The sequence below is a fragment of the Streptomyces sp. NPDC111520 genome (assembly GCF_055635295.1).
The window spans coordinates 86,156-108,166 of sequence record NZ_JBVKBW010000006.1 but is presented as its reverse complement, the minus strand read 5'-3'; the positions used below and the strand labels follow the sequence as shown (position 1 = coordinate 108,166).

General features: G+C 73.1%; 18 protein-coding genes and 1 riboswitch. Of the genes, 9 read left to right on the top strand and 9 right to left on the bottom strand.

All coding sequences use genetic code 11. From position 1 onward, the window contains the following. The first annotated feature begins 49 nt into the window (after positions 1 to 49). Entirely contained in the window at positions 50 to 1,051 is a 1,002-nt protein-coding gene (locus tag ACZ7MY_RS15425) for an alpha/beta fold hydrolase (protein ID WP_499602151.1), read from the top strand. Positions 1,052 to 1,128: 77 nt separating this feature from the next. Here ACZ7MY_RS15425 and ACZ7MY_RS15420 read toward each other — a convergent pair whose 3' ends face one another. Beyond that, the gene (locus tag ACZ7MY_RS15420; RefSeq protein ID WP_499602150.1) at positions 1,129 to 1,752 is read right to left on the bottom strand and encodes a hypothetical protein; all 624 of its coding nucleotides are present in this window, start codon (positions 1,750 to 1,752) and stop codon (positions 1,129 to 1,131) included. Positions 1,753 to 1,910: 158 nt separating this feature from the next. Here ACZ7MY_RS15420 and rlmN point away from each other — a divergent pair, with 158 nt between their 5' ends. The 4 genes from rlmN to ACZ7MY_RS15400 all read left to right on the top strand — a co-directional run bounded on the left by rlmN (position 1,911) and on the right by ACZ7MY_RS15400 (position 6,976). Then, entirely contained in the window at positions 1,911 to 3,017 is a 1,107-nt protein-coding gene (rlmN, locus tag ACZ7MY_RS15415) for a dual-specificity RNA methyltransferase RlmN (RefSeq protein WP_499602149.1), read from the top strand. A 67-nt stretch (positions 3,018 to 3,084) separates the two neighbouring features. Next, positions 3,085 to 3,189, top strand: a riboswitch (TPP riboswitch). Beyond that, positions 3,181 to 4,269, top strand: coding sequence for a thiamine ABC transporter substrate-binding protein (locus ACZ7MY_RS15410; RefSeq protein ID WP_499602147.1), 1,089 nt, complete (start codon positions 3,181 to 3,183; stop codon positions 4,267 to 4,269). It overlaps the preceding riboswitch by 9 nt. A gap of 68 nt (positions 4,270 to 4,337) precedes the next feature. Continuing rightward, complete coding sequence (locus ACZ7MY_RS15405; RefSeq protein WP_499602734.1) at positions 4,338 to 5,951, top strand: ABC transporter permease; 1,614 nt, start codon at positions 4,338 to 4,340, stop codon at positions 5,949 to 5,951. Further along, positions 5,951 to 6,976 carry an ABC transporter ATP-binding protein gene (locus ACZ7MY_RS15400; RefSeq protein WP_499602146.1) on the top strand — a complete coding sequence of 342 codons (1,026 nt, stop codon included), beginning with the start codon at positions 5,951 to 5,953 and terminating at the stop codon, positions 6,974 to 6,976. The genes ACZ7MY_RS15405 and ACZ7MY_RS15400 overlap by 1 nt, the downstream gene beginning before the upstream one ends. A gap of 636 nt (positions 6,977 to 7,612) precedes the next feature. Here ACZ7MY_RS15400 and ACZ7MY_RS15395 read toward each other — a convergent pair. From ACZ7MY_RS15395 to ACZ7MY_RS15375, 5 genes are all read right to left on the bottom strand, one after another. Further along, complete coding sequence (locus ACZ7MY_RS15395; RefSeq protein WP_499602144.1) at positions 7,613 to 8,731, bottom strand: LOG family protein; 1,119 nt, start codon at positions 8,729 to 8,731, stop codon at positions 7,613 to 7,615. Positions 8,732 to 8,777: 46 nt separating this feature from the next. Further along, positions 8,778 to 9,932 (bottom strand): hypothetical protein, encoded by a 1,155-nt coding sequence (locus ACZ7MY_RS15390; protein ID WP_499602143.1) that lies wholly within the window; start codon positions 9,930 to 9,932, stop codon positions 8,778 to 8,780. Beyond that, positions 9,914 to 10,639 carry an ABC transporter ATP-binding protein gene (locus ACZ7MY_RS15385; RefSeq protein WP_499602142.1) on the bottom strand — a complete coding sequence of 242 codons (726 nt, stop codon included), beginning with the start codon at positions 10,637 to 10,639 and terminating at the stop codon, positions 9,914 to 9,916. The genes ACZ7MY_RS15390 and ACZ7MY_RS15385 overlap by 19 nt, the downstream gene beginning before the upstream one ends. 210 nt (positions 10,640 to 10,849) lie before the next feature. Then, positions 10,850 to 12,211, bottom strand: a complete 1,362-nt coding sequence (locus ACZ7MY_RS15380; RefSeq protein WP_499602141.1) for an aspartate aminotransferase family protein — start codon at positions 12,209 to 12,211, stop codon at positions 10,850 to 10,852. A gap of 2 nt (positions 12,212 to 12,213) precedes the next feature. Continuing rightward, positions 12,214 to 12,717, bottom strand: a complete 504-nt coding sequence (locus tag ACZ7MY_RS15375; RefSeq protein ID WP_499602139.1) for an Lrp/AsnC family transcriptional regulator — start codon at positions 12,715 to 12,717, stop codon at positions 12,214 to 12,216. Between the two features lie 164 nt (positions 12,718 to 12,881). Here ACZ7MY_RS15375 and ACZ7MY_RS15370 point away from each other — a divergent pair, with 164 nt between their 5' ends. Further along, a complete protein-coding gene (locus ACZ7MY_RS15370; RefSeq protein ID WP_499602137.1) occupies positions 12,882 to 14,318 on the top strand; it encodes a gamma-aminobutyraldehyde dehydrogenase in 1,437 nt (478 codons plus the stop codon). An 85-nt stretch (positions 14,319 to 14,403) separates the two neighbouring features. After that, positions 14,404 to 14,907, top strand: a complete 504-nt coding sequence (locus ACZ7MY_RS15365; protein ID WP_499602136.1) for a hypothetical protein — start codon at positions 14,404 to 14,406, stop codon at positions 14,905 to 14,907. 38 nt (positions 14,908 to 14,945) lie between these two features. Here ACZ7MY_RS15365 and ACZ7MY_RS15360 read toward each other — a convergent pair whose 3' ends face one another. Further along, positions 14,946 to 15,608, bottom strand: coding sequence for a glycerophosphodiester phosphodiesterase (locus ACZ7MY_RS15360; protein WP_499602134.1), 663 nt, complete (start codon positions 15,606 to 15,608; stop codon positions 14,946 to 14,948). After that, positions 15,596 to 16,630, bottom strand: a complete 1,035-nt coding sequence (locus ACZ7MY_RS15355; protein ID WP_499602132.1) for an adenosine deaminase — start codon at positions 16,628 to 16,630, stop codon at positions 15,596 to 15,598. The genes ACZ7MY_RS15360 and ACZ7MY_RS15355 overlap by 13 nt, the downstream gene beginning before the upstream one ends. Positions 16,631 to 16,744: 114 nt before the next feature. On the opposite strand from ACZ7MY_RS15355, the gene ACZ7MY_RS15350 reads away from it, so the two are divergent. Beyond that, on the top strand, positions 16,745 to 18,322 hold the full coding sequence (locus ACZ7MY_RS15350) for a DUF4190 domain-containing protein (protein ID WP_499602131.1): 1,578 nt from the start codon (positions 16,745 to 16,747) through the stop codon (positions 18,320 to 18,322). A 19-nt stretch (positions 18,323 to 18,341) separates the two neighbouring features. Here the strand turns inward: ACZ7MY_RS15350 and ACZ7MY_RS15345 are convergent, their stop codons facing one another. Next, positions 18,342 to 20,081 carry a PucR family transcriptional regulator gene (locus ACZ7MY_RS15345; RefSeq protein WP_499602130.1) on the bottom strand — a complete coding sequence of 580 codons (1,740 nt, stop codon included), beginning with the start codon at positions 20,079 to 20,081 and terminating at the stop codon, positions 18,342 to 18,344. Positions 20,082 to 20,407: 326 nt separating this feature from the next. On the opposite strand from ACZ7MY_RS15345, the gene ACZ7MY_RS15340 reads away from it, so the two are divergent. Then, positions 20,408 to 21,925, top strand: a complete 1,518-nt coding sequence (locus ACZ7MY_RS15340) for a gamma-aminobutyraldehyde dehydrogenase (protein WP_499602129.1) — start codon at positions 20,408 to 20,410, stop codon at positions 21,923 to 21,925. The last annotated feature ends 86 nt before the right edge of the window (positions 21,926 to 22,011 follow it).

Sequence of the window (22,011 nt, the reverse complement as noted above, 5' to 3'; positions counted from 1 at the left end):
TCGCATGATCGACGGGTACCGCGGCCACCGGGAAATCCGAGGAGAAGCCATGCACCAGCCCACACCGTCCGGCGACCTGTCCCACCGCACCATCGACGCGCCCGCCGGACGGCTGCACCTGGTTGAGCAGGGCAGCGGACCGCTGGTCCTGCTCGTCCACGGCTTCCCCGAGTCCTGGTACTCCTGGCGTCACCAGCTCCCGGCACTGGCGGCGGCGGGATACCGGGCGGTGGCACCGGACGTGCGCGGCTACGGCCGTTCCTCCAAGCCCTCGGAGACCGGCGAGTACCGCATGCGTGCCCTGGTGGAGGACAACGTCCGCCTGGTACACGCCCTGGGCGAGGAGACGGCGGTGGTCGTCGGGCACGACTGGGGCTCGAACATCGCCGCCGCCTCCGCCCTCCTGCACCCCGAGGTCTTCCGTGCGGTGGGGCTGCTCAGCGTCCCCTACACCCCGCCCGGCGGCCCGCGCCCCAGCGAGATCTTCGCGCGGATGGGCGGGGACGAGGAGTTCTACGTCTCCTACTTCCAACAGCCGGGCCGCGCCGAGGCCGAGATCGAGCCGGACGTCCGGGGCTGGCTCGCGGGGTTCTACGCCGCCCTGTCCGCCGACACCATGCCGGCCCAGGGGCAGCCCACTCCGTACTTCGTCACCCGCGGCGGGACACTGCGCGAGCGCTTCCCCGCCGGTGGGCTCCCCTCCTGGCTCACTGAGGCCGATCTCGACCACTACGCCGGGGAGTTCGAGCGCACGGGCCTGACGGGAGCGCTCAACCGCTACCGGAACATGGACCGCGACTGGGAGGACCTCGCCGAGTTCAACGGCTCCCCTCTGACCCAGCCGTCCCTGTTCGTCGGCGGCAGCCTGGACGCCACCACCACCTGGATGTCCGACGCGATCGCCGCCCACCCGACGACCCTGCCCGGACTGGTGGGCTCCCACCTCCTGGACGGCTGCGGCCACTGGCTCCAGCAGGAACGTCCCCAGGAGGTCAACGACTTGCTGACCACCTGGCTCGCGGCCCCGCCTCAGCCGGTTCCCCTGCGATAGTTCGCGACCTCATCCCGTTCGCGGCGCCCCGGAGACAGTCAGCGGGTCATGAGTCCTCCGCCCTGCCGCTGCCGGCGTCAGCCGTCGAACCAGACGACCAGACGGACGCCCTCGTCGCCGTGCAGGGTCGCCAGTGTGCGCATCACCGACCAGACGGCGGCCCAGTCGCTGTCCGGTACGGCATCCTTGCGGCGGAGGCGTCCGATGCGGAAGAGGCGGTCGCCGTCCGGCCACTCGGTGCCCTCGGCGAAGGTGCTGCCCGCGCGGTACAGAGCGTGGGGGTCGGTGAGGCCGGCGAGCTCGGCGAACCGGGTGAGGCCGGAGTTCCGGCCGTGCAGCTCCCAGGACCCCTCGGGGCTCCGGCGGTACTCGTGAACGCAGTCGTCGACCTTGTCGGCGACCTCCTCCCAATCCGCCGCCGCGAGCTCCGCCCAGGTGATCCAGGACGCACCGGACGCGCCCGAGCCCCAGGACTCGAAGTCGGCGAGAGCCTCGCGCGACACGTCGCGAGGCAGGCCGCGATGATCGGCGAGTGGGCGGAAGGAGGTGGTGTCGCGGACGCCGAACAGGGACCCGAAGGCGGCGTAGCAGCGCCCGTTGTAGAGATGCGCGAGGTCGACGGCCCCGTGCCAGCTGCGGTCGTCCTCGTCCAGCCAGCGATCCCAGCGGCACTCTATGAACCCGTGTATGTCCGTCCCCATGGTGGGAATTGTTCTGCGCCGGGGTGAGGAGTGCGACGCGATTTCCGCCGTGCCGGCCGGGCCACACCCCCGACGTCGGCAGGGGACGCCCGAGGGTGACGGGAGCCTCACCCATCTGACCTGGGCGGCCCCGAACGATCTGCGACACTGGTTGAACCATGCCTGCACCCGGAGAACTCACATTCGTCGCGCCGCGCGGAGCCAAGAAGCCGCCGCGGCACCTTGCCGACCTCTCGCCCGAGGAGCGCCGGGAGGCGGTCGCGGAGCTGGGGGAGAAGCCGTTCCGCGCCAAGCAGCTGTCGCAGCACTACTTCGCGCGGTACGCCGATGACCCCGCCGCCTGGACGGACATCCCGGCGGGGGCGCGGGGGAAGCTGGCGGAGGGGCTCCTGCCGGAGCTGATGTCCGTGGTGCGGCACAGCAGCACCGACAACGACACCACGCGCAAGACGCTGTGGCGGCTGTTCGACGGGACGCTGGTCGAGTCGGTCCTGATGCGCTACCCGGACCGGGTGACCATGTGCATCAGCTCGCAGGCCGGCTGCGGCATGAACTGCCCGTTCTGCGCCACCGGCCAGGCCGGCCTGGACCGGAACCTGTCGACCGGGGAGATCGTGCACCAGATCGTGGCGGGCATGCGCTCGCTGCGCGACGGGGAGATCCCGGGCGGCCCCGCGCGGCTGTCGAACATCGTCTTCATGGGCATGGGCGAGCCGCTCGCGAACTACAAGCGCGTCGTCGGCGCCATCCGCCGGCTGACCGATCCGGAGCCGGACGGGCTGGGGCTGTCCCAGCGGGGCATCACCGTGTCGACGGTGGGCCTGGTCCCGGCCATGCTGCGCTTCGCCGACGAGGGCTTCAAGTGCCGGCTCGCGGTGTCGCTGCACGCGCCCGACGACGAGCTGCGCGACACCCTGGTGCCGGTGAACACCCGCTGGAAGGTGCGCGAGGTGCTGGACGCCGCGTGGCACTACGCGGACGTGTCCGGGCGCCGGATCTCCATCGAGTACGCGCTGATCAGGGACATCAACGACCAGGCGTGGCGGGCGGACCTGCTGGGCCGGCTGCTCAAGGGTCGCCGCGTCCACGTCAACCTGATCCCGCTCAACCCGACCCCCGGCTCGAAGTGGACGGCCTCCCGTCCCGAGGACGAGCGGGCCTTCGTGGCGGCCCTGGAGGCGCACGGCGTGCCGGTCACCGTCCGGGACACCCGGGGGCAGGAGATCGACGGCGCCTGCGGTCAGCTGGCGGCTTCCGAGCGCTGACCTGCGCTTGCTATGGTGACGGTCGTTTGCGGCCGTTTGCCGCGACGTCACGCAGATCACACAAAAGAACATCCGACAGGGGAGCGCGGAGAGCGCTGAGAGTGCGGCACGGCCGCAGACCCTCGGACCTGATCCGGGTCATACCGGCGTAGGGAGTCACCACATGAGCACCACCCGTCGGCGTGTGGCCGGCACCGCACTGGCCGTCGCGCTCGGCGCGAGCGCGCTCGCCGCCTGCGGCGGCGACGGCGACACCGCCAAGGACAAGGGCGCCGCCGCCTCCAAGACCGTCACCCTGGTCAGTCACGACTCCTTCGCCGCGTCGAAGGAGGTGCTGAAGGCGTTCACGGCGCAGACCGGCTACACCGTCAAGGTGCTGCGCGGCGGCGACGCCGGCGCCGCGCTCAACCAGGCCGTGCTGTCCAAGGGCAACCCGCAGGGCGACGTCTTCTTCGGCGTCGACAACACCCTGCTGTCCCGGGCCCTGGACAACGACCTGTTCGAGCCGTACGAGGCCAAGGACCTCGACAAGGTGCCCGCCGCGCTCCAGCCGGACGCCGCGAAGCACCGCGTCACCCCGATCGACTTCGGCGACGTCTGCGTCAACTACGACCGGAAGTACTTCACCGAGCACAAGCTCCCCGTGCCGGAGAGCCTCGACGACCTCGTCAAGCCCGCGTACAAGGACCTGCTGGTCACCGAGAACGCCGCCACCTCCTCCCCGGGGCTCGCCTTCCTCCTCGCCACCACCGCCGAGTACGGGGACGGGGGCTGGGAGGCGTACTGGAAGAAGCTCAAGGCGAACGGCGTGCAGGTCGTCGACGGCTGGGAGCAGGCCTACTACGACACCTTCTCCGGCGCCGGCGGCGGCAAGGGCGACCGGCCGCTGGTCGTCTCGTACGCCTCCAGCCCGCCCGCCGAGGTGCTCGCGCTGAAGACGCAGCCGGCGGAGGGGCCGACCGGTGTCGCGACCGGTACCTGCTTCCGGCAGGTGGAGTTCGCCGGCCTGCTCAAGGGCGCCGGGAACCCCGAGGGCGGCAAGGCGCTCGTCGACTTCCTGCTGAGCCGCGCCTTCCAGGAGGACATGCCGCTCAGCATGTTCGTCAACCCCGTGCGGGACGACGCGAAGCTGCCCGAGGTCTTCACCAAGTACGCGCCGGTCGTCGCCGACCCGGCCACCGTCGCCCCGGAGAAGATCGCCGAGAACCGTGAGCAGTGGGTCAAGTCGTGGTCCTCGCTCGTGCTGAAGTAACGAAGGACGCCGGGCGGCGGCGCGCGGGGACGGTGGCCCTGCGGCCGCTCGCCGTACGGGTCGGCCTGATGGCCGTGCCGGTCGCGTTCTTCGGGCTGTTCTTCGGCTACCCGGTCGCGGCCATCGTCGCCCGCGGGCTCCGCGAGGACGGACGGTGGCGGTTCGGCCGGTTCGCGGACGTCCTGGGCGAGCCCGACGTCCTGCACGTGCTGTGGTTCACCTGCTGGCAGGCGGCCGCCTCCACCGCGCTCACCCTGGCGATCGCGCTGCCCGGCGCCTACGTCTTCGCCCGCTTCGACTTCCCCGGCAAGCAGTTGCTGCGCGCGGTGGTGACCGTGCCCTTCGTGCTGCCGACGGTGGTCGTCGGCTCGGCCTTCCTCGCGCTGCTCGGGCGCGGCGGGCTGCTCGACGAACTGTGGGGGGTGCGCCTGGACACCACGGTGTGGGCGATCCTCCTCGCGCACGTCTTCTTCAACTACGCGGTCGTCGTACGGACCGTGGGCGGGCTCTGGGCTCAGCTCGACCCCCGGCAGGAGGAGGCCGCGCGGGTCCTCGGCGCGGGACGCCTCACGGCCTGGCGCAAGGTGACGCTGCCCGCGCTCGCCCCCGCCGTCGCCGCGGCGGCGCTGATGGTCTTCCTCTTCACCTTCACCTCCTTCGGCGTCATCCAGATCCTCGGCGGCCCCACCTTCTCCACCCTGGAGGTGGAGATCTACCGCGAGACCGCCCAGTTGCTGGACCTGCCGACGGCCGCCGTGCTGACCGTCGTCCAGTTCGCCGCCGTCGCGGCGATCCTCGCCGTGCACGCAGGGACGGTACGGCGCAGGGAGGGCGCGCTGCGCCTGGTGGACCCGGCCCGCACCGCCCGGCGGCCGCGCGGCGCCGGCGAGTGGGGGCTGCTGGCGGGCGTGCTCGGGGTGGCAGCGCTGCTGATCCTGCTGCCGCTGGGCGTGCTCGCCGAGCGTTCGCTGCACGGACCCGACGGCTACGGCCTCGGCTACTACCGCGCGCTGGGTTCGGTGGCCGGAAGCGGCGGGACGTTCCTGGTCGCGCCGGTCTCCGCGGTCTGGAACTCGCTCCAGTACGCGGCCGCCGCCACCGCGATCGCCCTGGTCGTCGGCGGGCTCGCCGCGGCCGCCCTCACCCGCCGGGCCGGGCGCCTCGTACGGGGCTTCGACGCCCTGCTCATGCTGCCGCTCGGCACCTCGGCGGTGACCGTCGGCTTCGGCTTCCTCATCACCCTCGACGAACCGCCGCTGGACCTGCGCTCCTCGTGGATCCTGGTGCCGCTCGCCCAGGCGCTGGTCGGGGTGCCCTTCGTGGTGCGCACCATGCTGCCCGTGCTGCGTGCCGTGGACGACCGGCTGCGCGAGGCGGCGGCGGTGCTCGGTGCCTCCCCGCTGCGGGTCTGGCGCGAGGTCGACCTGCCGCTGGTGCGGCGGGCGCTGCTGGTGGCGGCGGGCTTCGCCTTCGCCGTGTCCCTCGGCGAGTTCGGCGCCACCGTGTTCATCGCCCGCCCCGACAACCCCACCCTGCCGGTCGCGGTCGCCCGCTTCCTCGGACGGGCCGGGGAGCTCAACCACGGCCAGGCGATGGCGCTCAGCACCGTGCTGATGCTGGTGTGCGCGGTCGCGCTGCTGGCGCTGGAACGTATCCGCATCGACAGGTCGGGGGAGTTCTGATGACCCTGCTGCGACTGGACGGCGCCACCGTGCGCTTCGGCGGCCACACCGCCCTGGACGCCGTGGGCCTGGAGGTCGCCGAGCACGAGACGGTCTGCGTGCTCGGGCCCAGCGGCAGCGGCAAGTCCACGCTGCTGCGGGTCGTCGCCGGGCTGCAGCCGCTGGACGCCGGGCACGTCCTGCTGGCGGGTCGCGACCAGGCGGGGGTGCCGGCGCACCGGCGCGGCGTGGGCCTGATGTTCCAGGACCACCAGCTCTTCCCGCAGCGCGACGTCGCCGGGAACGTCGACTTCGGCCTGCGCATGCGCGGCGCCGGTCGCACCGAACGGCAGCGCGCGGTGGAGGAGTTGCTGGAACTCGTCGGCCTGCCTGGTGCGCAGCGGCGCGCCGTCGCCTCCCTGTCAGGCGGTGAGCAGCAGCGCGTCGCCCTGGCCCGGGCGCTGGCGCCGGGGCCCCGGCTGCTCATGCTCGACGAGCCGCTCGGCCAGCTCGACCGGGGCCTGCGCGAGCGCCTGGTCGTCGAGTTGCGCGGGCTCTTCCGGCGGCTGGGCACCACGGTGCTGGCCGTCACCCACGACCAGAGCGAGGCTTTCGCGCTCGCCGATCGCGTCGTCATCATGCGCGACGGCCGTGTCGAGCAGGCCGGCACCCCGCTGGAGGTGTGGCAGCGGCCCGTCTCCGAGTTCGTGGCGCGCTTCCTCGGCTTCGACAACGTGGTGCCCGCCACCGTCACCGGCGACGCCGCCGACACCGCCTGGGGCAAGGTCCCCGTCCCCCCGGGCTCCCCGCAGGGCGCGGGACGGCTTCTCGTGCGTCCCGCCGGCGTACGGCTCGTCCCGCCCTCCGACGGGCTGCGCTGCGACGTCCTCGCCCGTACGTTCCGCGGTGACCAGGTCACGCTTCTCCTGCAGCCCGAGGAGGGCCCGCGGCTGGAGGCGGGCTGCGCCCTGCGCGACGCCCCCGCCGAGGGCGAGACGGTCGGCGTCTCGTTCAGCGCGGACGAGGTCGTGGTCCTGGGCGAGTAGGCCCCGTTCAGCGCGGGGGGTGTCGGGGCACGAGGCGGTGCGGTGCTGCGGTGGGGCCGGTGGGTGGGCGCGGGTTCGTCTCGCGCCCTTCGGGCGCACGGCGGCTGGCTGCGGAGGGGAGGGTGGGGGCCTGCCTTGTTCGCAGTGTGCGGGTGGGTGGGGGGTGCGGATTCAGGCGCCGGAGGGGGTTGCCTTTCCGGCGGTGTCGGTCTCGTTGCCGTCCGCGGGTATAGATGGCCGCTTCCACGCCTACTGCCGGTGGTGGGCGCGCCCGCCGTTACCTGCGACTGCGGGTGCTTCGGGGTGCTGTCAGGGGTTGGCGGGAGAGCGGGCTCGCTTTCGACGGCATGGACGTCGGAACAGAGCCCGATCCTCGGATCGGGGAAGCACCCGCAGACGCCGGTTACGGCGGGCGCGCCACCCACCAAGGGTGGGCGTGGCAACCGGCCATCCGTACCCGCGGACGGCAACGAGACCGGCACCAGAAGAACAACCGGCCCCACTCCGGCGCCTGAACCCCGACCACCAACCCACCCGCACACTGCGGACAAGCCCCGGACCGCCACCCTCCCCTCCGCAGCCAGCCGCTTTACGCCCGCAGGGTGCGAGACGGCGCGACAGCCGGCGACGTACGGGCTAACCCCGCGTCAGGCGTGCCAGGGCCTGCGGGGCGTCCTCGACGGAGTCGACCAGCGCGATGCGCGGCTCCATGGAGCGGCCTTCCGCCAGTGCCTGGAGGAGGGGCCAGGCCGGCAGCCGCCGGGTCCAGTGGTCGCGGTCGACCAGCACCATGGGGCGCGGGGCGCCGTTGGACTCGTAGTAGTTCGGCGTGGTGTTGTCGAAGACCTCCTGGACGGTGCCCGCGGCGCCCGGCAGGAAGACGACCCCGGCGGTGCAGCGGGCCAGCAGGCCGTCCTCGCGGGTGGCGTTCGCGAAGTACTTGGCGATGTGCGCGGCGAAGGCGTTCGGCGGCTCGTGGCCGTAGAACCACGTCGGCACGCCGATCGACTCGCCGCCACCGGGCCACCGGTCGCGAACGTCGAAGGCGACGCGCGCCCAGTCCGTGACGGAGGGACGGAAGGAGGGGATCTTGGCCACCGTCTCCAGGGCATCGAGGAGCATCGCGTCGTCGAAGGGCGCGGCGTAGGCGCCGAGGTTGGCCGCCTCCATGGCGCCGGGCCCGCCGCCCGTGGCGACGGTCAGGCCCTCGCGGGCCAGCGCGCGGCCGAGGCGGGCGGCGCCCGCGTACGCGTCGGTGCCGCGCTCCATGGCGTGACCGCCCATGACGCCCACGACGCGGGCGTCCATGACGAGTTCGTCGAAGGCGTCGGAGACCGCGTCGTCGTGGATGCTGCGGAGCATCGAGGCGTAGATGTCGCGGCTGCCCCGGGTGCGCAGGAACCACTGGTAGGCGCGGGCGTCCGGGGTCGCCTCGTAGCCGTCGGCCAGGCCCTCGAACAGCGTCCCGGGGGCGTAGAGCGAGCCCCGGTACGGGTCGAAGGGAAGGTCCGGCAGCGGGGGGAGGACCATGGCACCGGCGGCGCGGACGCGGGACGTCGTCTCCGGCTCCATCGGGCAGCCCAGGAACACGGCCTCGGCGGTGTCGGCGGACAGCAGGGCGTCCGTACGGGTCGTCAGGTCGACCGACTGGACGCGGTATCCGCGCAGCGAGCCCGACGCGGCGACGCGGTCGAACTCCTCGAGGGTCTCTATCTCGTGATCGTTCGGATCGTTCGGCGAGAGCACGCCCGCCACCCTAGCGCCCGCGGCGGAGGCCGCCGCCGCGGGGCTGCTCGGGGCGTCACGGCAGCGGCAGGGTGCCCAGGCGGGCGACGAGCAGGGTCAGCGGCAGCACCGCGCCGAGGACCGCCAGGGCCCGCACGGCGGCCGCGTTGCGCAGCAGGGCGGCGGGCGCGCCGAGCCGGGTGAGGGCGGCGGTGGCCGGACGGCGGGCGCGCCTGGCGTCCACGGTCGCGGTCAGGGCGGTCGCGACCGCCGACAGGACGACGAGGACGGCACCCAGCACCGTGAGCGGTCCGACGGGGTGCGCCACGGCGCCGAGCCGGTCGCTGCCGGCGAGGGCGGTGGCGGCCACCGCGCACAGCGCGCCCAGCGGACGCCCCACGAGCGCCGCTTCCTCCTGGAGGGCCCGGCCCGCCAGCAGCCGCAGGGCGCCGGGCCGGTACGCCGCCAGCAGCCGTCCGGACAGGTGGACCACGCCCGGCATGGCCAGCACCATGCCGGTGGCCGTCAGCAGCCAGCCACCGACGACGGCCGCGGCGGCGTGGCCGAGTCCGCCGGGCAGCGGCAGCGTGCCGCCGGGCGCGGCGGCGCCGGCGCCCCCGGCCGAGGAGATCTGCACGGCCAGGCCGATCACGACGAGCGCGACACCCCACGGCAGTCCGGACGGCGTACGGCCCTCGCGGGTGGCGGGCTCCTCCTGACGGGCGCGTCGCGGCCGGAGTACGACCGCGGCCGAGACCGCCGCGGCCAGCGGCAGCGTGGCCAGCAGGGTCAGCGCGCCCGCGAGCGGCAGCTCCCGGTCCGCACCCAGTGCCTCGGCCGCGCCGGTGAAGTGCGGGCCGGGCAGGTCGCCGCGGAGGAAGAGGAAGCCGAAGAGCGCGATCAGCACGCCCAAACCGCAGTTGAGCGCGGAGCTCGCAGCGGCCAGCAGGGGCAGTCCGTGCCGGCCGAGTCCGGCGGCGGCCAGTCCCGCGTGCAGCCGCCCGCTCGGCTCCGTACGGGCCACGAGCACCGACAGGTGGACGGTGGCGGCGAACGGGACCGCGCACCACAGCAGCCGGAGCAGGCCGTCCGGGGCGTCCTCGGGGTGCGCGAGGGCGTGCCCGAGCACGGCGAGCAGCAGGAATCCCGTGCCCGCGGCCGCGGCGACGACCATCAGCCGGCGCAGCAGCACCTCCGGGCGGGAGCCGAGGGCTACACGGAGGCTGAGCACGAGTCGGCGTCCTCCCGCTCCTGTCGCGGCATGCCCGCCGCGAAGCGTCCGTCGACGAGGGTGACCACCCGGTCGGCGAGGGAGACGACCTCGGGCTCGTTGGAGGCCAGCACCACGGTGATGCCGTGCGAGCGGGCGGCGCTGGTCAGCATGCGCAGCACCTGGGCGCGGTCGGCACGGTGCAGCGGCGCGGTCGGCTCGTCGGCGAAGACCACCGAGGGCCGGTTGACCAGGGCGCGGGCGATCGCCACCCGCTGCCGCTCGGCCTGCAGCAGCCGGCCGGGACGCTGGCGGGCGGCCCCGCCGATGTCCAGCCGGTCCAGCCACTCCTGGGCGGCCGCCCGGGCCGTGCGGAACGGGACGCCGCACAGCAGGAGGGGCAGCGCGGCGTTCTCCCGGACGGTCAGTTCGGGCAGCAGCTGCGGGCTGCTGTCGATCCAGCCGAAGCGCTCACGCCGCAGCCGCTCGCGCGCGGTCGCGCCGAGGGTGTGCACGGGGGAGCTGTTGAACCACACCTCGCCCTGCTCGGGGAGCAGTTCGCCGGACAGACAGCGCAGCAGCGTGGTCTTCCCGGCGCCGTGCGGGCCGAGGAGGCCGAGGATCTCGCCCTCCCGCACACCGAGGGACACACCGAGCAGAGCGGGTGAGCGGTCGTGCGTGTGGCGCAGGCCGCGGGCCCACAGCACGTCGTTGTCGGGTGGGTTCACGTTGGCCTCTAACGAACGCGGGGAGTCCGGGTCACTGCGGCACCGTACGCGCCCCACGGCCCGGGACCCCGGTCACCGCGGCGTGTTCCGCGCCCGCGCCCACCCGTGCGGCGTACGCACGGGCCCCTGTACGGCCTCCGGCCCGCGCGGACGCCGACAGGCCGGGGCACGCGGTGTGCGTGCCCCGGCCCGTGGGGGGCGAGGGGACCGTCAGAGCTTGGTCCAGGCCTCCGTGAGGACGGTGCGCAGGACGCCCTCGATCTCGTCGAACGTCGACTGGTCGGCGATCAGCGGCGGCGCGAGCTGGACGACCGGGTCGCCGCGGTCGTCGGCGCGGCAGTACAGGCCGTTCTCGAACAGGGCCTTGCTGAGGAAGCCGTACAGGACGCGCTCGGTCTCCTCGTCGGTGAAGGTCTCCTTGGTGACCTTGTCCTTCACCAGCTCGATGCCGTAGAAGAAGCCGTTCCCGCGGACGTCGCCGACGATCGGCAGGTCGTGGAGCTTCTCCAGGGTGGCGCGGAAGGCGCCCTCGTTGTCGAGCACGTGCTGGTTGAGCTGCTCGCGCTCGAAGATGTCGAAGTTGGCCAGGGCGACCGCCGACGACACCGGGTGGCCGCCGAAGGTGTAGCCGTGCAGGAAGGTGTTGTCGCCCTTGTAGAAGGGCTCGGCGACGCGGTCGGAGATGATGCACGCGCCGATGGGGGAGTAGCCCGAGGTCATGCCCTTGGCGCAGGTGATCATGTCCGGGACGTAGCCGAACTTGTCGCAGCCGAACATCGTGCCGAGCCGGCCGAAGGCGCAGATGACCTCGTCGGAGACGAGCAGAACGTCGTACTGGTCGCAGATCTCGCGGACCCGCTGGAAGTACCCGGGCGGCGGCGGGAAGCAGCCGCCGGCGTTCTGCACCGGCTCCAGGAAGACGGCCGCGACGGTGTCGGGGCCCTCGAAGAGGATCTCCTGCTCGATCTGGTCGGCGGCCCAGCGGCCGAAGGCCTCGGGGTCGTCGCCGAAGAGCGGCGCGCGGTAGATGTTGGTGTTGGGCACCTTGTGGGCGCCGGGGACCAGCGGCTCGAAGGGGGCCTTGAGGCCCGGCAGTCCGGTGATGGACAGGGCGCCCTGCGGGGTGCCGTGGTAGGCGACGGCGCGCGAGATGACCTTGTACTTGGTCGGCTTGCCCTTGAGCTTGAAGTACTGCTTGGCGAGCTTCCACGCGGTCTCGACGGCCTCGCCGCCGCCGGTGGTGAAGAAGACCTTGTTGAGGTCGCCCGGGGCGTAGTCGGCCAGGCGCTCGGCGAGCTCGACGGCCTTGGGGTGGGCGTAGCTCCACACCGGGAAGAAGGCGAGCTCCTGGGCCTGCTTGTAGGCGGTCTCGGCGAGCTCCACGCGGCCGTGGCCGGCGTTGACCACGAACAGCCCCGCGAGGCCGTCGATGTACCGCTTGCCCTTGTCGTCGTAGATGTACGTGCCCTCGCCGCGCACGATCGTCGGCACAGGGGCGTTCTCGTACGACGACATGCGGGTGAAGTGCATCCACAGGTGGTCGTACGCGGTCTTGGAAAGGTCCGCGCTCATGGCTATCTGGTTCCCCAGGTGTAGGTCTGCTTCCGGAGCTTGAGGTAGACGAAGCTCTCGGTGGACCGCACGCCGGGCAGCGTGCGGACCCGCTTGTTGATCGTCTCCAGGAGATGGTCGTCGTCCTCGCAGACGATCTCGATCAGCAGGTCGAAGGAGCCCGCGGTCACGACGACGTATTCGACCTCCGTCATCTCCGCGAGCGCGTCGGCGACGTGTTCGATGTCGCCCTCGACGTTGATGCCGACCATCGCCTGCCGCCGGAACCCCACGGTGAGCGGGTCGGTGACGGCGACGATCTGCATGACGCCCTGGTCGAGCAGCTTCTGGACGCGCTGGCGGACGGCCGCCTCCGACAGGCCCACGGCCTTGCCGATGGCGGCGTAGGGACGCCTGCCGTCCTCCTGGAGCTGTTCGATGATCGCCTTGGAGACGGAATCGATCACGAAGGCGCCGTTGGCGCCCCTGTGATCCGGAGTACGAGTGGCCACGCCCCCACTGTGCACGAGAGGTCAGCCGTCACGCAACCCCCGATCGATGAAATCCGTGGTTTCGGGGCTCGAATCTCACGGAATCCATTGTTTCGGAGTTTCGGCTATGTCGAATACCGCAGTGCTGCAGGTAGGCTGGTGCCCGTCTCACACATCGGACAGGAACAGGGAGAGGTGCAGTGAGCGAGCTCCGTACCTTGCGCAACCACATCAACGGAGAATTCCGCGACGCCGCCGACGGGCGCACCACCGACGTGGTGAACCCCGCCACCGGCGAGGTCTACGCGACCGCGCCGCTCTCCGCCGCCGCCGATGTCGACGCGGCCATGGCCGCGGCCGCGGCCGCCTTCCCGGCCTGGCGCGACACGACGCCCTCCGAGCGCCAGAAGGCGCTGCTCAAGATCGCGGACGCCTTCGAGGCGCGCGCGGACGAGCTGGTGGCCGTCGAGAGCGAGAACACCGGCAAGCCGATCGGGCTGACGGCCAGCGAGGAGATCCCTCCGATGGTCGACCAGATCCGTTTCTTCGCGGGCGCCGCCCGCCTGCTCGAGGGCCGCTCGGCCGGCGAGTACATGGAGGGCATGACCTCCATCGTCCGCCGCGAGCCGGTCGGCGTCTGCGCCCAGGTCGCCCCGTGGAACTACCCGATGATGATGGCCGTGTGGAAGTTCGCCCCGGCGATCGCCGCGGGCAACACGGTCGTGCTGAAGCCCTCGGACACCACCCCGGCCTCCACCGTGCTGATCGCCGAGATCATCTCCGGGATCCTGCCCAAGGGCGTCTTCAACGTCGTCTGCGGTGACCGCGAGACGGGCCGGCTGATGGTCGAGCACCCGACCCCGGCGATGGCCTCCATCACCGGCTCGGTCCGCGCCGGCATCCAGGTCGCCGGCAGCGCCGCCAAGGACGTCAAGCGGGTCCACCTGGAGCTCGGCGGCAAGGCGCCGGTCGTGGTCTTCCAGGACACCGACATCGCCAAGGCGGTCGAGGACATCGCCGTCGCCGGCTACTTCAACGCCGGCCAGGACTGCACGGCCGCCACCCGCGTCCTGGTCCACGAGTCGATCCACGACGAGTTCGTGGCCCAGCTCGCCAAGGCCGCCACCGACACCAAGACCGGTGCCGCGGACGACGAGGACGTGCTGTACGGCCCGCTGAACAACGCCAACCAGCTCGCCCAGGTCACCGGCTTCATCGAGCGCCTCCCGGCGCACGCCAAGGTCGAGGCCGGCGGCCACCGCGTCGGCGAGAAGGGCTACTTCTACGCCCCGACCGTCGTGTCCGGCCTCCAGCAGGACGACGAGATCATCCAGAACGAGGTCTTCGGCCCCGTCATCACCGTGCAGTCCTTCACCGACGAGGACCAGGCCGTGGAGTGGGCGAACGGTGTCGAGTACGCCCTCGCCTCCTCGGTGTGGACCAAGGACCACGGCCGTGCGATGCGCATGTCCAAGCGCCTGGACTTCGGTTGCGTGTGGATCAACACGCACATCCCGCTGGTCGCCGAGATGCCGCACGGCGGCTTCAAGAAGTCCGGCTACGGCAAGGACCTGTCCGCCTACGGCTTCGAGGACTACACCCGCATCAAGCACGTCATGACCTCCCTGGACGGCTGACGCCGCAGGGCGCGAGCCCACGTGCCACGGCCCCGGCGCGACCCCCGCGTCCGGGGCCGTGGCACGTGCGCGTACGCTCCGGACCATGGAGGATCGAAGATCTCTTGAACAGCGCATACGCGCATGGCTCGTTGTCTTCGTGGTGTGCCTGGTGTTGAGCGGCGTGACCGCGTTCCCGCTGGTGCACGAGGTGCGGTGGGTGGACGGCTGGGGTCTGCCCGGGGCCGTCGGAGACTGGATCGCCCACGTGCGGGAGGCGCTCGACGCCACCGACTCCGAGTACCCGTTCCTGATGTACGGGACGGACTGGCTCGCCTTCGCCCACCTGGTGATCGCCACGGCCTTCTACGGCGTCTGGCGCGACCCGGTCCGCAACGTCTGGATCGTCGAGTGGGCCATGATCGCCTGCATCGGGGTCCTCCCGCTTGCCGCGATCTGCATCCCGCTGCGGGGTCTGCCGCTGTGGTGGATGCCGGTCGACATGGCCTTCGGCGTCTTCGGGATCGTGCCGCTGCTGATCCTGCGGCGGATGATCAAGCGGCTGGAGCACGCCTCCGACGGCGCGTCAGCCGTGCCGGCCGGCGTCTGACGGCGCACGCCGGTCCCGGCCGCCGTGCGGAAAGCGGCTCAGCGGCCGCCGAGTTCCGCGCGCAGCACGTCGATGCGGTTGCTCGTGACGGCGTCCACGCCGAGCCGCTCCAGCCGCCGCATCGTCCGGCGCACGTCCACCGTCCACGCCGCGACGAGCAGCCGCTCGCCGCGCGCCCACTCCACCAGGGGCGCGCGCACCAGCCCGAAGCGCAGGTTGATCCAGCGCGGCCGCAACTCCGACAGCAGCAGCGGCGGCACCGCCGCGGAGGTCTTCCAGGTCAGCGCGATCTCGGCGGCCGGGTCGAGGTCCCGGACCGCCAGGACGGCGGCCGCCTCGCCGCAGTAGTACGTACGGTCCCCGGCCCCCGCCTCCCGGACGGCGGACAGCACCGGGCCCGCGGACTCCGGCAGGGTGAGGTCGACCAGCGCCCGGCAGCCGTCGACCGCGGCCAGCGCGTCGAACAGCGTCGGGACGCCCGCCGGCAGCCGGTCCGCGGCGAGGCCGGCGACGGGGGACTCCACCCCCCACAGCCGCTTCAGCGTGGGGTCGTGGAGCAGCACGGGCACCCCGTCGCGGGTCAGCCGTACGTCCATCTCCACCGCGTCCGCCCCCGCGCGCAGCGCGCTGCGCAGCGAGGGCAGGGTGTTCTCGCGGTGGCGGTACGGGTCGCCGCGGTGGGCGACCGCTAGCGCCGCCATCCCGCCAGGTGGGAGTCGATCTCGGCGGTGAGCTTCGCCTTGCCCGGGGCGTCGAGGAAGGAGGCCTCGACGGCGTTCCTGGCGAGCTGGGCCAGGCCGCCCTCGTCGAGCTGCAGCAGCCGCGCGGCCACCGCGTACTCGGTGTTGAGGTCGGTGCCGAACATCGGCGGGTCGTCGCTGTTGACGGTGACGAGCACGCCCGCGGCCACCATCTCCTTGACGGGGTGCTCGTCGAGCGTGGCGACGGCGCGGGTCGCGATGTTGGAGGTCGGGCAGACCTCCAGCGGGATCCGGTGCTCGGCCAGGTGGTCCAGCAGGCGCGGGTCCTGGGTGGCGCTGGTGCCGTGGCCGATGCGCTCGGCGCCCAGCTCGTTCAGCGCGTCCCAGATCGTCTGCGGGCCGGTGGTCTCGCCCGCGTGCGGCACGCTGTGCAGACCGGCCGCCCGGGCGCGGTCGAAGTACGGCTTGAACTGCGGGCGCGGCACGCCGATCTCGGGACCGCCCAGGCCGAAGCTGACCAGCCCGTCCGGCTGCAGTTCGGTGGCGATGCGCGCGGTCTCCTCCGCGGAGGACAGCCCGGCCTCGCCCGGGATGTCGAAGCACCAGCGCAGCACGATGCCGAGCTCCGCCTCGGCCGCCTTGCGCGCGTCCTCGATCGCCTCGACGAACGCCCGGTCCGGGATGCCGCGGCGGACCGAGCTGTACGGGGTCACGGTCAGCTCGGCGTAGCGGATGTTCTGCCGCACCATGTCGCGGGCCACCTCGTACGTCAGCAGGCGCACGTCCTCCGCGTCGCGGATCAGGTCGACGACGGACAGGTAGACCTCGATGAAGTGGGCGAAGTCCCGGAAGCTGAAGTACTCGGCGAGCGCGGCGGGGTCGGTGGGCACCTTGGAATCCGGGTGCCGCGCGGCCAGCTCCGCCACGATGCGGGGCGAGGCCGAGCCCACGTGATGCACGTGGAGCTCGGCCTTCGGCAGCCCCGCGATGAAGGCGTCGAGGGATGACGCGGTGTCGGACATGGGGTGATCCTCCTGCGGGGTGGTCGGCAACCGCCATCGTAAACGCGGAATTGCCTCGGCCCGGTGTCTTCGCAGGCCATAGCATTGCCCGACGTAGCCACCAGGAAGGCAGCGATGTCCCACGACCCCGAGAACCCGACGCCGCGCGACGCCGCGAGCGACACCCCCGCAGCGGCGGCCCCGTCGTCCTCGGCGGCCCCGGCGGACGCACCGCCCGCCCCCGACTACGAGCTGCCCGCCCCGGCCCCGGCCTCGACCCCGGCACCGACGCCGGCGGATGCCGCGCCGGTCGGCGCCGCGGAGTCCGACGCCCCGGCCGGGGACGGGGGTACGCAGGTGCTGGGCGGCGTGGCGCCCGTTGACGCGGTGCCGTCTGCCGATGCGCCCGTCGGCGCTGCTGGGGGCGATGCCCAGGTTGTTGGGGACGCGCCTGTTGCCGTGCCGGTTGCGGATGCCGGGGACGGGGGTACGCAGGTGCCGGGAGGGGTCGCGCCCGCCGGTGCCCCCGCGGGGGTGGGCGACGCTCCCGCGGCCCAGGCCCCGCCCGCGCCCGCCGTGCCGCCCTTCGGGGTGCCCGGGCCGCGGGATCCGTGGGCACCGCCGGTGCCGGTCGCTCCCGGGTACGGGCAGCCCGGTGTGCCGGCCGGGTACAACCCCTGGGCGCCGCCCGTGCCGCCCGTACCGCAGGCGCCGCAGGACCACATGACGCTGACCAAGCGGCCGGTGCCCGAGGACGCACCCGCGCCCGGGCCGGGGGAGCAGCCGCGCGACCCCTGGGCGCCGCCCGCCCCCGACGCGGCGGCGACCGTGCCCCCGCAGCCGCCGTACGCCACGTACCCCGGCCACCCCGGCGACACCGGCTACCCCGGTCACGCCGGCCCGCCCGGCTACCCCACGTACCCGGGCTACCCCGGGTACCCCGCCCACCCCGGCTACCCGGCCCACCCGGGCTACGCGATGGGCCCCTACGGCGGGTGGGCACCGCCGGCCGCCCGCAACGGCGTCGGCCTGACCGCGATGATCCTCGGCATCGTGGGCGCCGTCATGGCCGTCTCCTGCTTCGGGGCCTTCCTCGGCCTCCCGCTCGGCATCGCGGCCCTCATCTGCGGCATCGTCGGTCTGCGGATCGCCCGCCGCGGCGAGGCGACCAACCGGCCGCAGGCGTTGACCGGGCTGATCCTCGGGATCGTCTCCGTCGTCCTGTCGGGCGCGATGATCGCCCTGGTGGTCGGCGGGATCGACGACGGCTGGTTCGACGGGGGGCCGGACGACGACCTCATCACCTCGCGCAACGGCGACTGGGAGTCGCCGCTGGACGCCGACGGCACCGCGCTCTACGACGACGGGGTCCACGTCACGCTGTCGGACGCCGAGCGGACGGTCGCCCTCCCGAACGACATGCTCCAGGGCGGGACCGCCGTCACCTTCTCCATCGAGTTGGAGAACACCGGCGACGTCACCGCCGACCTGGGCGAGAGCGAGGTCTCGGCCTACGGCGACGACTTCGACGAGGAGGGCCTGCGCGACCTGACCACCGGCGTGGGCCTGCCCGAGTCGCTGGAGCCGGGGGAGCGCGCGAGCAGGGAGATCACCGTCGTCGTGCCGAAGGACGACGACGACGGCAGTTTCGAGGTCGAGGTCGCCCCCGGTTACGCCTACGACTACACCTACTGGGTCCTGGACGTGCCGTGACACCCGTGCCGCGCGGGCCTCATCGCCGGACCGCGTCCAGCGCGAGCAGGGCCACGTGCAGCGAGAGGCAGGACTCGACCTGGTCCAGGTCGATGCCGAGGACGCGTTCGACGCGGTGCAGCCGGTCGTAGAAGGAGGGCCGCGACAGGTGCGCGGCGTCGGCCGCGGCCGACTTGTTGCGGCCGGCGTCCAGGTAGACGGTGAGGATCCGGACGAGGTCCGTGCCGTGCTCGGCGTCGTACGCGAGCAGCGGCCCGAGTTCGCGCTCGACGTACGTCTGCAGCCGCGCGTCGTCGCGCAGGAGGTGCAGCAGACCGCGCAACCGGACGTCCGGCAGCCGGTAGTACGCCCGGCCGCCGCCCGCTCCCACCCTCTTCTCGGAGGGCTGAGCCCGGCCGCCCTCGCCACGCCCGCCGTGCATCGCGGCGTCCGCGACCTGTGCCGCCTCCAGCAGGGTGCGGCGGGCGTCGCGCAGTGAGCCGACCGAGGAGCCGGCCGCCATGACGAAGGTGGGGCCGCCGTCGGGTGCGGGCTCGGTCAGCCGGGTGAGCGCGGCGGCGAAGTCCTCCAGCGCGGTGTGCTCGTGGTCGGACGGGCCGAGGGAGACCAGCACGCCGACGCCGCCGTCGTCGAGGGTGCCGGTGAGCGCGGTCAGGCCCCGCTCGCGGACGGCCTGGGCCGCCGTCTCGGTGAAGTCGCGCAGCCGGGCCTGCGCCTCCAGCGCGGCCGAGGCCGGTCCGCCGCGCAGCCGCAGCATCACGCCCACCAGCCGCCGGCCCTCCAGCGGCACGCCCAGCGCCCGGGCACGCAGCGCCACATCGGAGACGGTCAGGGCGTGGGTGAGGATGCCGGAGAGGAGGGTGCGGTGCGTCTGCCGTTCCAGGGACTCGCGGTCGCGTTCCAGGAGCCGGTTGAGCGCAAGGGTGGCGGCCCCGCGTTCCAGCAGCACGCTGTGGCGGTGCGGGCGCTCGGCCGGTTCCGGTCCGGCTTCGGGCTCGGGCTCGGGCCCGGAGGCGGACCCGGACGAGGGCCCGGGCGCGGGCTCGCCGACGATCACCAGCCTGCCCCAGTCCCGGCCGCGCGCCCCGACGGCGGTGACCAGCCAGCCGCTGCGCGGGTCGTGGCCGGTGCGCCCGGCCGGGTGGACGCCGCGGCTGCGCCGTTCCCAGCCGTCGAGCAGGGCCTCGGGATCCCGGCCCGCCGGGTCGAAGGCCAGCACCTGGTGGGAGAGGTTCTCCAGCACGACGGGCGCGCCCGCCATCCGGGCCACCTCGCGGACGACCTCGCCGGGCTCCGCGCCCTCGACGGACAGCTCGTTGAAGGTCTGGTGCACCGCCTCCGAGGCCCGCAGTTCGGTCAGCTGGGCGTCGACGACGTGGGCGTGCACGGCCTCGGTCACCGCGACGAAGCGCACCTCGGTGCGGAGCGCCACCAGCGGCAGTCCGCGCCGTTCGGCGGCGCGGACCAGGGGGCGGGGGAGGACGTCCGCGTAGCGCCGGCCCAGTTCGACGACGAGTCCCGCGGCGCCGACGTCGGCGAGGCCGTCGATGTAGCGCGCCAGGGACTCCTTGTCGTCGGGCAGCATCACGCCCGTGGTGAGGACCAGCTCGCCGCCGTGGAGCATGCCGGCGATGTCGGCCAGCTCGCTGATGTGCACCCAGCGGACCGGGCGCTGCAGGCCTCCGGAGCCCGCGACGACCTGCGGCGAACCCCGCCTGAGCACGTCCAGTTCCAGGACCTCGGCGACGGTGGGGAACACAGGTGACCTCCGGGGCGGAACGGGGCGGAACGGGGTGGATCGGGGGTGGATCGGGGCGGTACGACCGTCCGGTGCGTCGTGCCACGGTAACCGCAGGGTGTAAAGGCCCCCGTTGCACGCCATGCGATGTGTCGGTTGCCCGACGCACCCGGCGCCCGGCATCGTCCACCGTGACGATCTGCTGCGGGCCGACAGGTGAACACAGAATTCGTCGCGTAACCAAAAGGCAACAACGGAATCACTTGTTGGGGCGAGCCTACTCTGTCAGGATCGTCCACCAATCCAAGCTTTGGCCACGCCGCCGAGCGGAGTGCGAGGAGAAGACGATGGACCTCAGCGCGAACGGCGGGTTCGATGTGCGGGAGCGTTTCGCCGAGGGAGCCCAGCACATCGGCGGAACCCTGCGCGGCGGAACCTCCGGCCGGGCGCACCCCGTGGTCGACCCGGCCACCGGCGAGAGCGTGTACTCCTACGAACTCGCCGGCACCGCCGACGTGGACGCCGCCGTCGCCGCCGCCGCGCGGGCCCTGCCGGACTGGGCCGGCGCCACCCCCGGCGAACGCTCCGACGCCATGCACCGGTTCGCGGCCGTCCTCGCCGGGCAGGCCGCCGAGTTCGCGTACGCCGAGTCGCTGCAGTGCGGCAAGCCGCTGCGGCTGACCACGGAGTTCGACGTCCCCGGCACGGTCGACAACACCGCCTTCTTCGCGGGCGCCGCACGGCACCTGGAGGGCAGGGCGGCGGGGGAGTACTCCGGCGACCACACCTCCTACGTGCGGCGCGAGCCCGTCGGCGTCGTGGGCTCCGTCGCGCCGTGGAACTACCCGCTGCAGATGGCCGCCTGGAAGGTCCTCCCGGCGATCGCCGCGGGCAACACGATCGTGCTCAAGCCGGCCGAGCTGACCCCGCTGACCTCGCTGATGTTCGCGCAGGCGGCGACCATGGCGGGCATCCCGGCGGGCGTGGTCAACGTCGTCACCGGGGCGGGCAAGGAGGCGGGCGAGCACCTGGTGGGGCACCCGGACGTCGCGATGACCTCGTTCACGGGCTCCACCGCGGTCGGCAAGCGCGTCGCGGAGATCGCCACCGCCACCGTCAAGCGGCTGCATCTGGAGCTCGGCGGCAAGGCGCCGTTCGTCGTCTTCGACGACGCCGACCTGGAGGCGGCCGTCCACGGCGCGGTCGCGGGCGCCCTGATCAACACCGGCCAGGACTGCACCGCCGCCACCCGCGCCTATGTGCAGCGCCCCCTCTACGACGCCTTCGTCGCCGGCGTCGCCGACCTCTTCTCGGGCATCCGGGTGGGCGACCCGTTCGACGCCAAGACCGACCTCGGCCCGCTCATCTCCCACGCCCAGCGCGACCGCGTCGCCGGCTTCGTCGAACGCGCCCGCGCCTACGCCACGGTCGTCACCGGCGGCGAGGCCCCCGCCTCGCCGGGCGCGTTCTACCGTCCCACGCTGGTGACCGGGGCCGCGCAGGACAGCGAGATCGTCCGGTCCGAGATCTTCGGCCCGGTACTGGTCGTGCTGCCGTTCGACAGCGATGATGAGGGCCTGGCCCTGGCCAACGACACGCCGTACGGCCTGGCCGCGTCCGCGTGGACCCGCGACGTCTTCCGTGCGGGTCGTGCCACCCGTGAGATCAAGGCGGGGTGCGTCTGGGTCAACGACCACATCCCGATCATCAGCGAGATGCCGCACGGGGGGTACAAGGCGTCCGGCTACGGCAAGGACATGTCGGCGTACTCCCTGGAGGAGTACACACAGGTCAAGCACGTGATGTACGACAACACCGCGGTCGCCAGGAAGGGCTGGCACCGCACGATCTTCGGCGACCGCTGACCCCCGGCCGCACCCCCCCCCGCGGACCGTCCCCCACCGGCCCGACAGTCCGTCCGTCCCACGCACCACCGTCCCTGGAGGCCGCA

Bases quoted from the DNA above. Each gene is read 5' to 3' on its own strand.
- ACZ7MY_RS15425 (WP_499602151.1), top strand. From the start codon at position 50: ATGCACCAGCCCACACCGTCCGGCGACCTGTCCCACCGCACCATCGAC.
- ACZ7MY_RS15405 (WP_499602734.1), top strand. From the start codon at position 4,338: ATGGCCGTGCCGGTCGCGTTCTTCGGGCTGTTCTTCGGCTACCCGGTC.
- ACZ7MY_RS15420 (WP_499602150.1), bottom strand. From the start codon at position 1,752: ATGGGGACGGACATACACGGGTTCATAGAGTGCCGCTGGGATCGCTGG.
- rlmN (WP_499602149.1), top strand. From the start codon at position 1,911: ATGCCTGCACCCGGAGAACTCACATTCGTCGCGCCGCGCGGAGCCAAG.
- ACZ7MY_RS15380 (WP_499602141.1), bottom strand. From the start codon at position 12,211: ATGAGCGCGGACCTTTCCAAGACCGCGTACGACCACCTGTGGATGCAC.
- ACZ7MY_RS15350 (WP_499602131.1), top strand. From the start codon at position 16,745: ATGTCCCACGACCCCGAGAACCCGACGCCGCGCGACGCCGCGAGCGAC.
- ACZ7MY_RS15410 (WP_499602147.1), top strand. From the start codon at position 3,181: ATGAGCACCACCCGTCGGCGTGTGGCCGGCACCGCACTGGCCGTCGCG.
- ACZ7MY_RS15360 (WP_499602134.1), bottom strand. From the start codon at position 15,608: ATGGCGGCGCTAGCGGTCGCCCACCGCGGCGACCCGTACCGCCACCGC.
- ACZ7MY_RS15400 (WP_499602146.1), top strand. From the start codon at position 5,951: ATGACCCTGCTGCGACTGGACGGCGCCACCGTGCGCTTCGGCGGCCAC.
- ACZ7MY_RS15355 (WP_499602132.1), bottom strand. From the start codon at position 16,630: ATGTCCGACACCGCGTCATCCCTCGACGCCTTCATCGCGGGGCTGCCG.
- ACZ7MY_RS15365 (WP_499602136.1), top strand. From the start codon at position 14,404: ATGGAGGATCGAAGATCTCTTGAACAGCGCATACGCGCATGGCTCGTT.
- ACZ7MY_RS15340 (WP_499602129.1), top strand. From the start codon at position 20,408: ATGGACCTCAGCGCGAACGGCGGGTTCGATGTGCGGGAGCGTTTCGCC.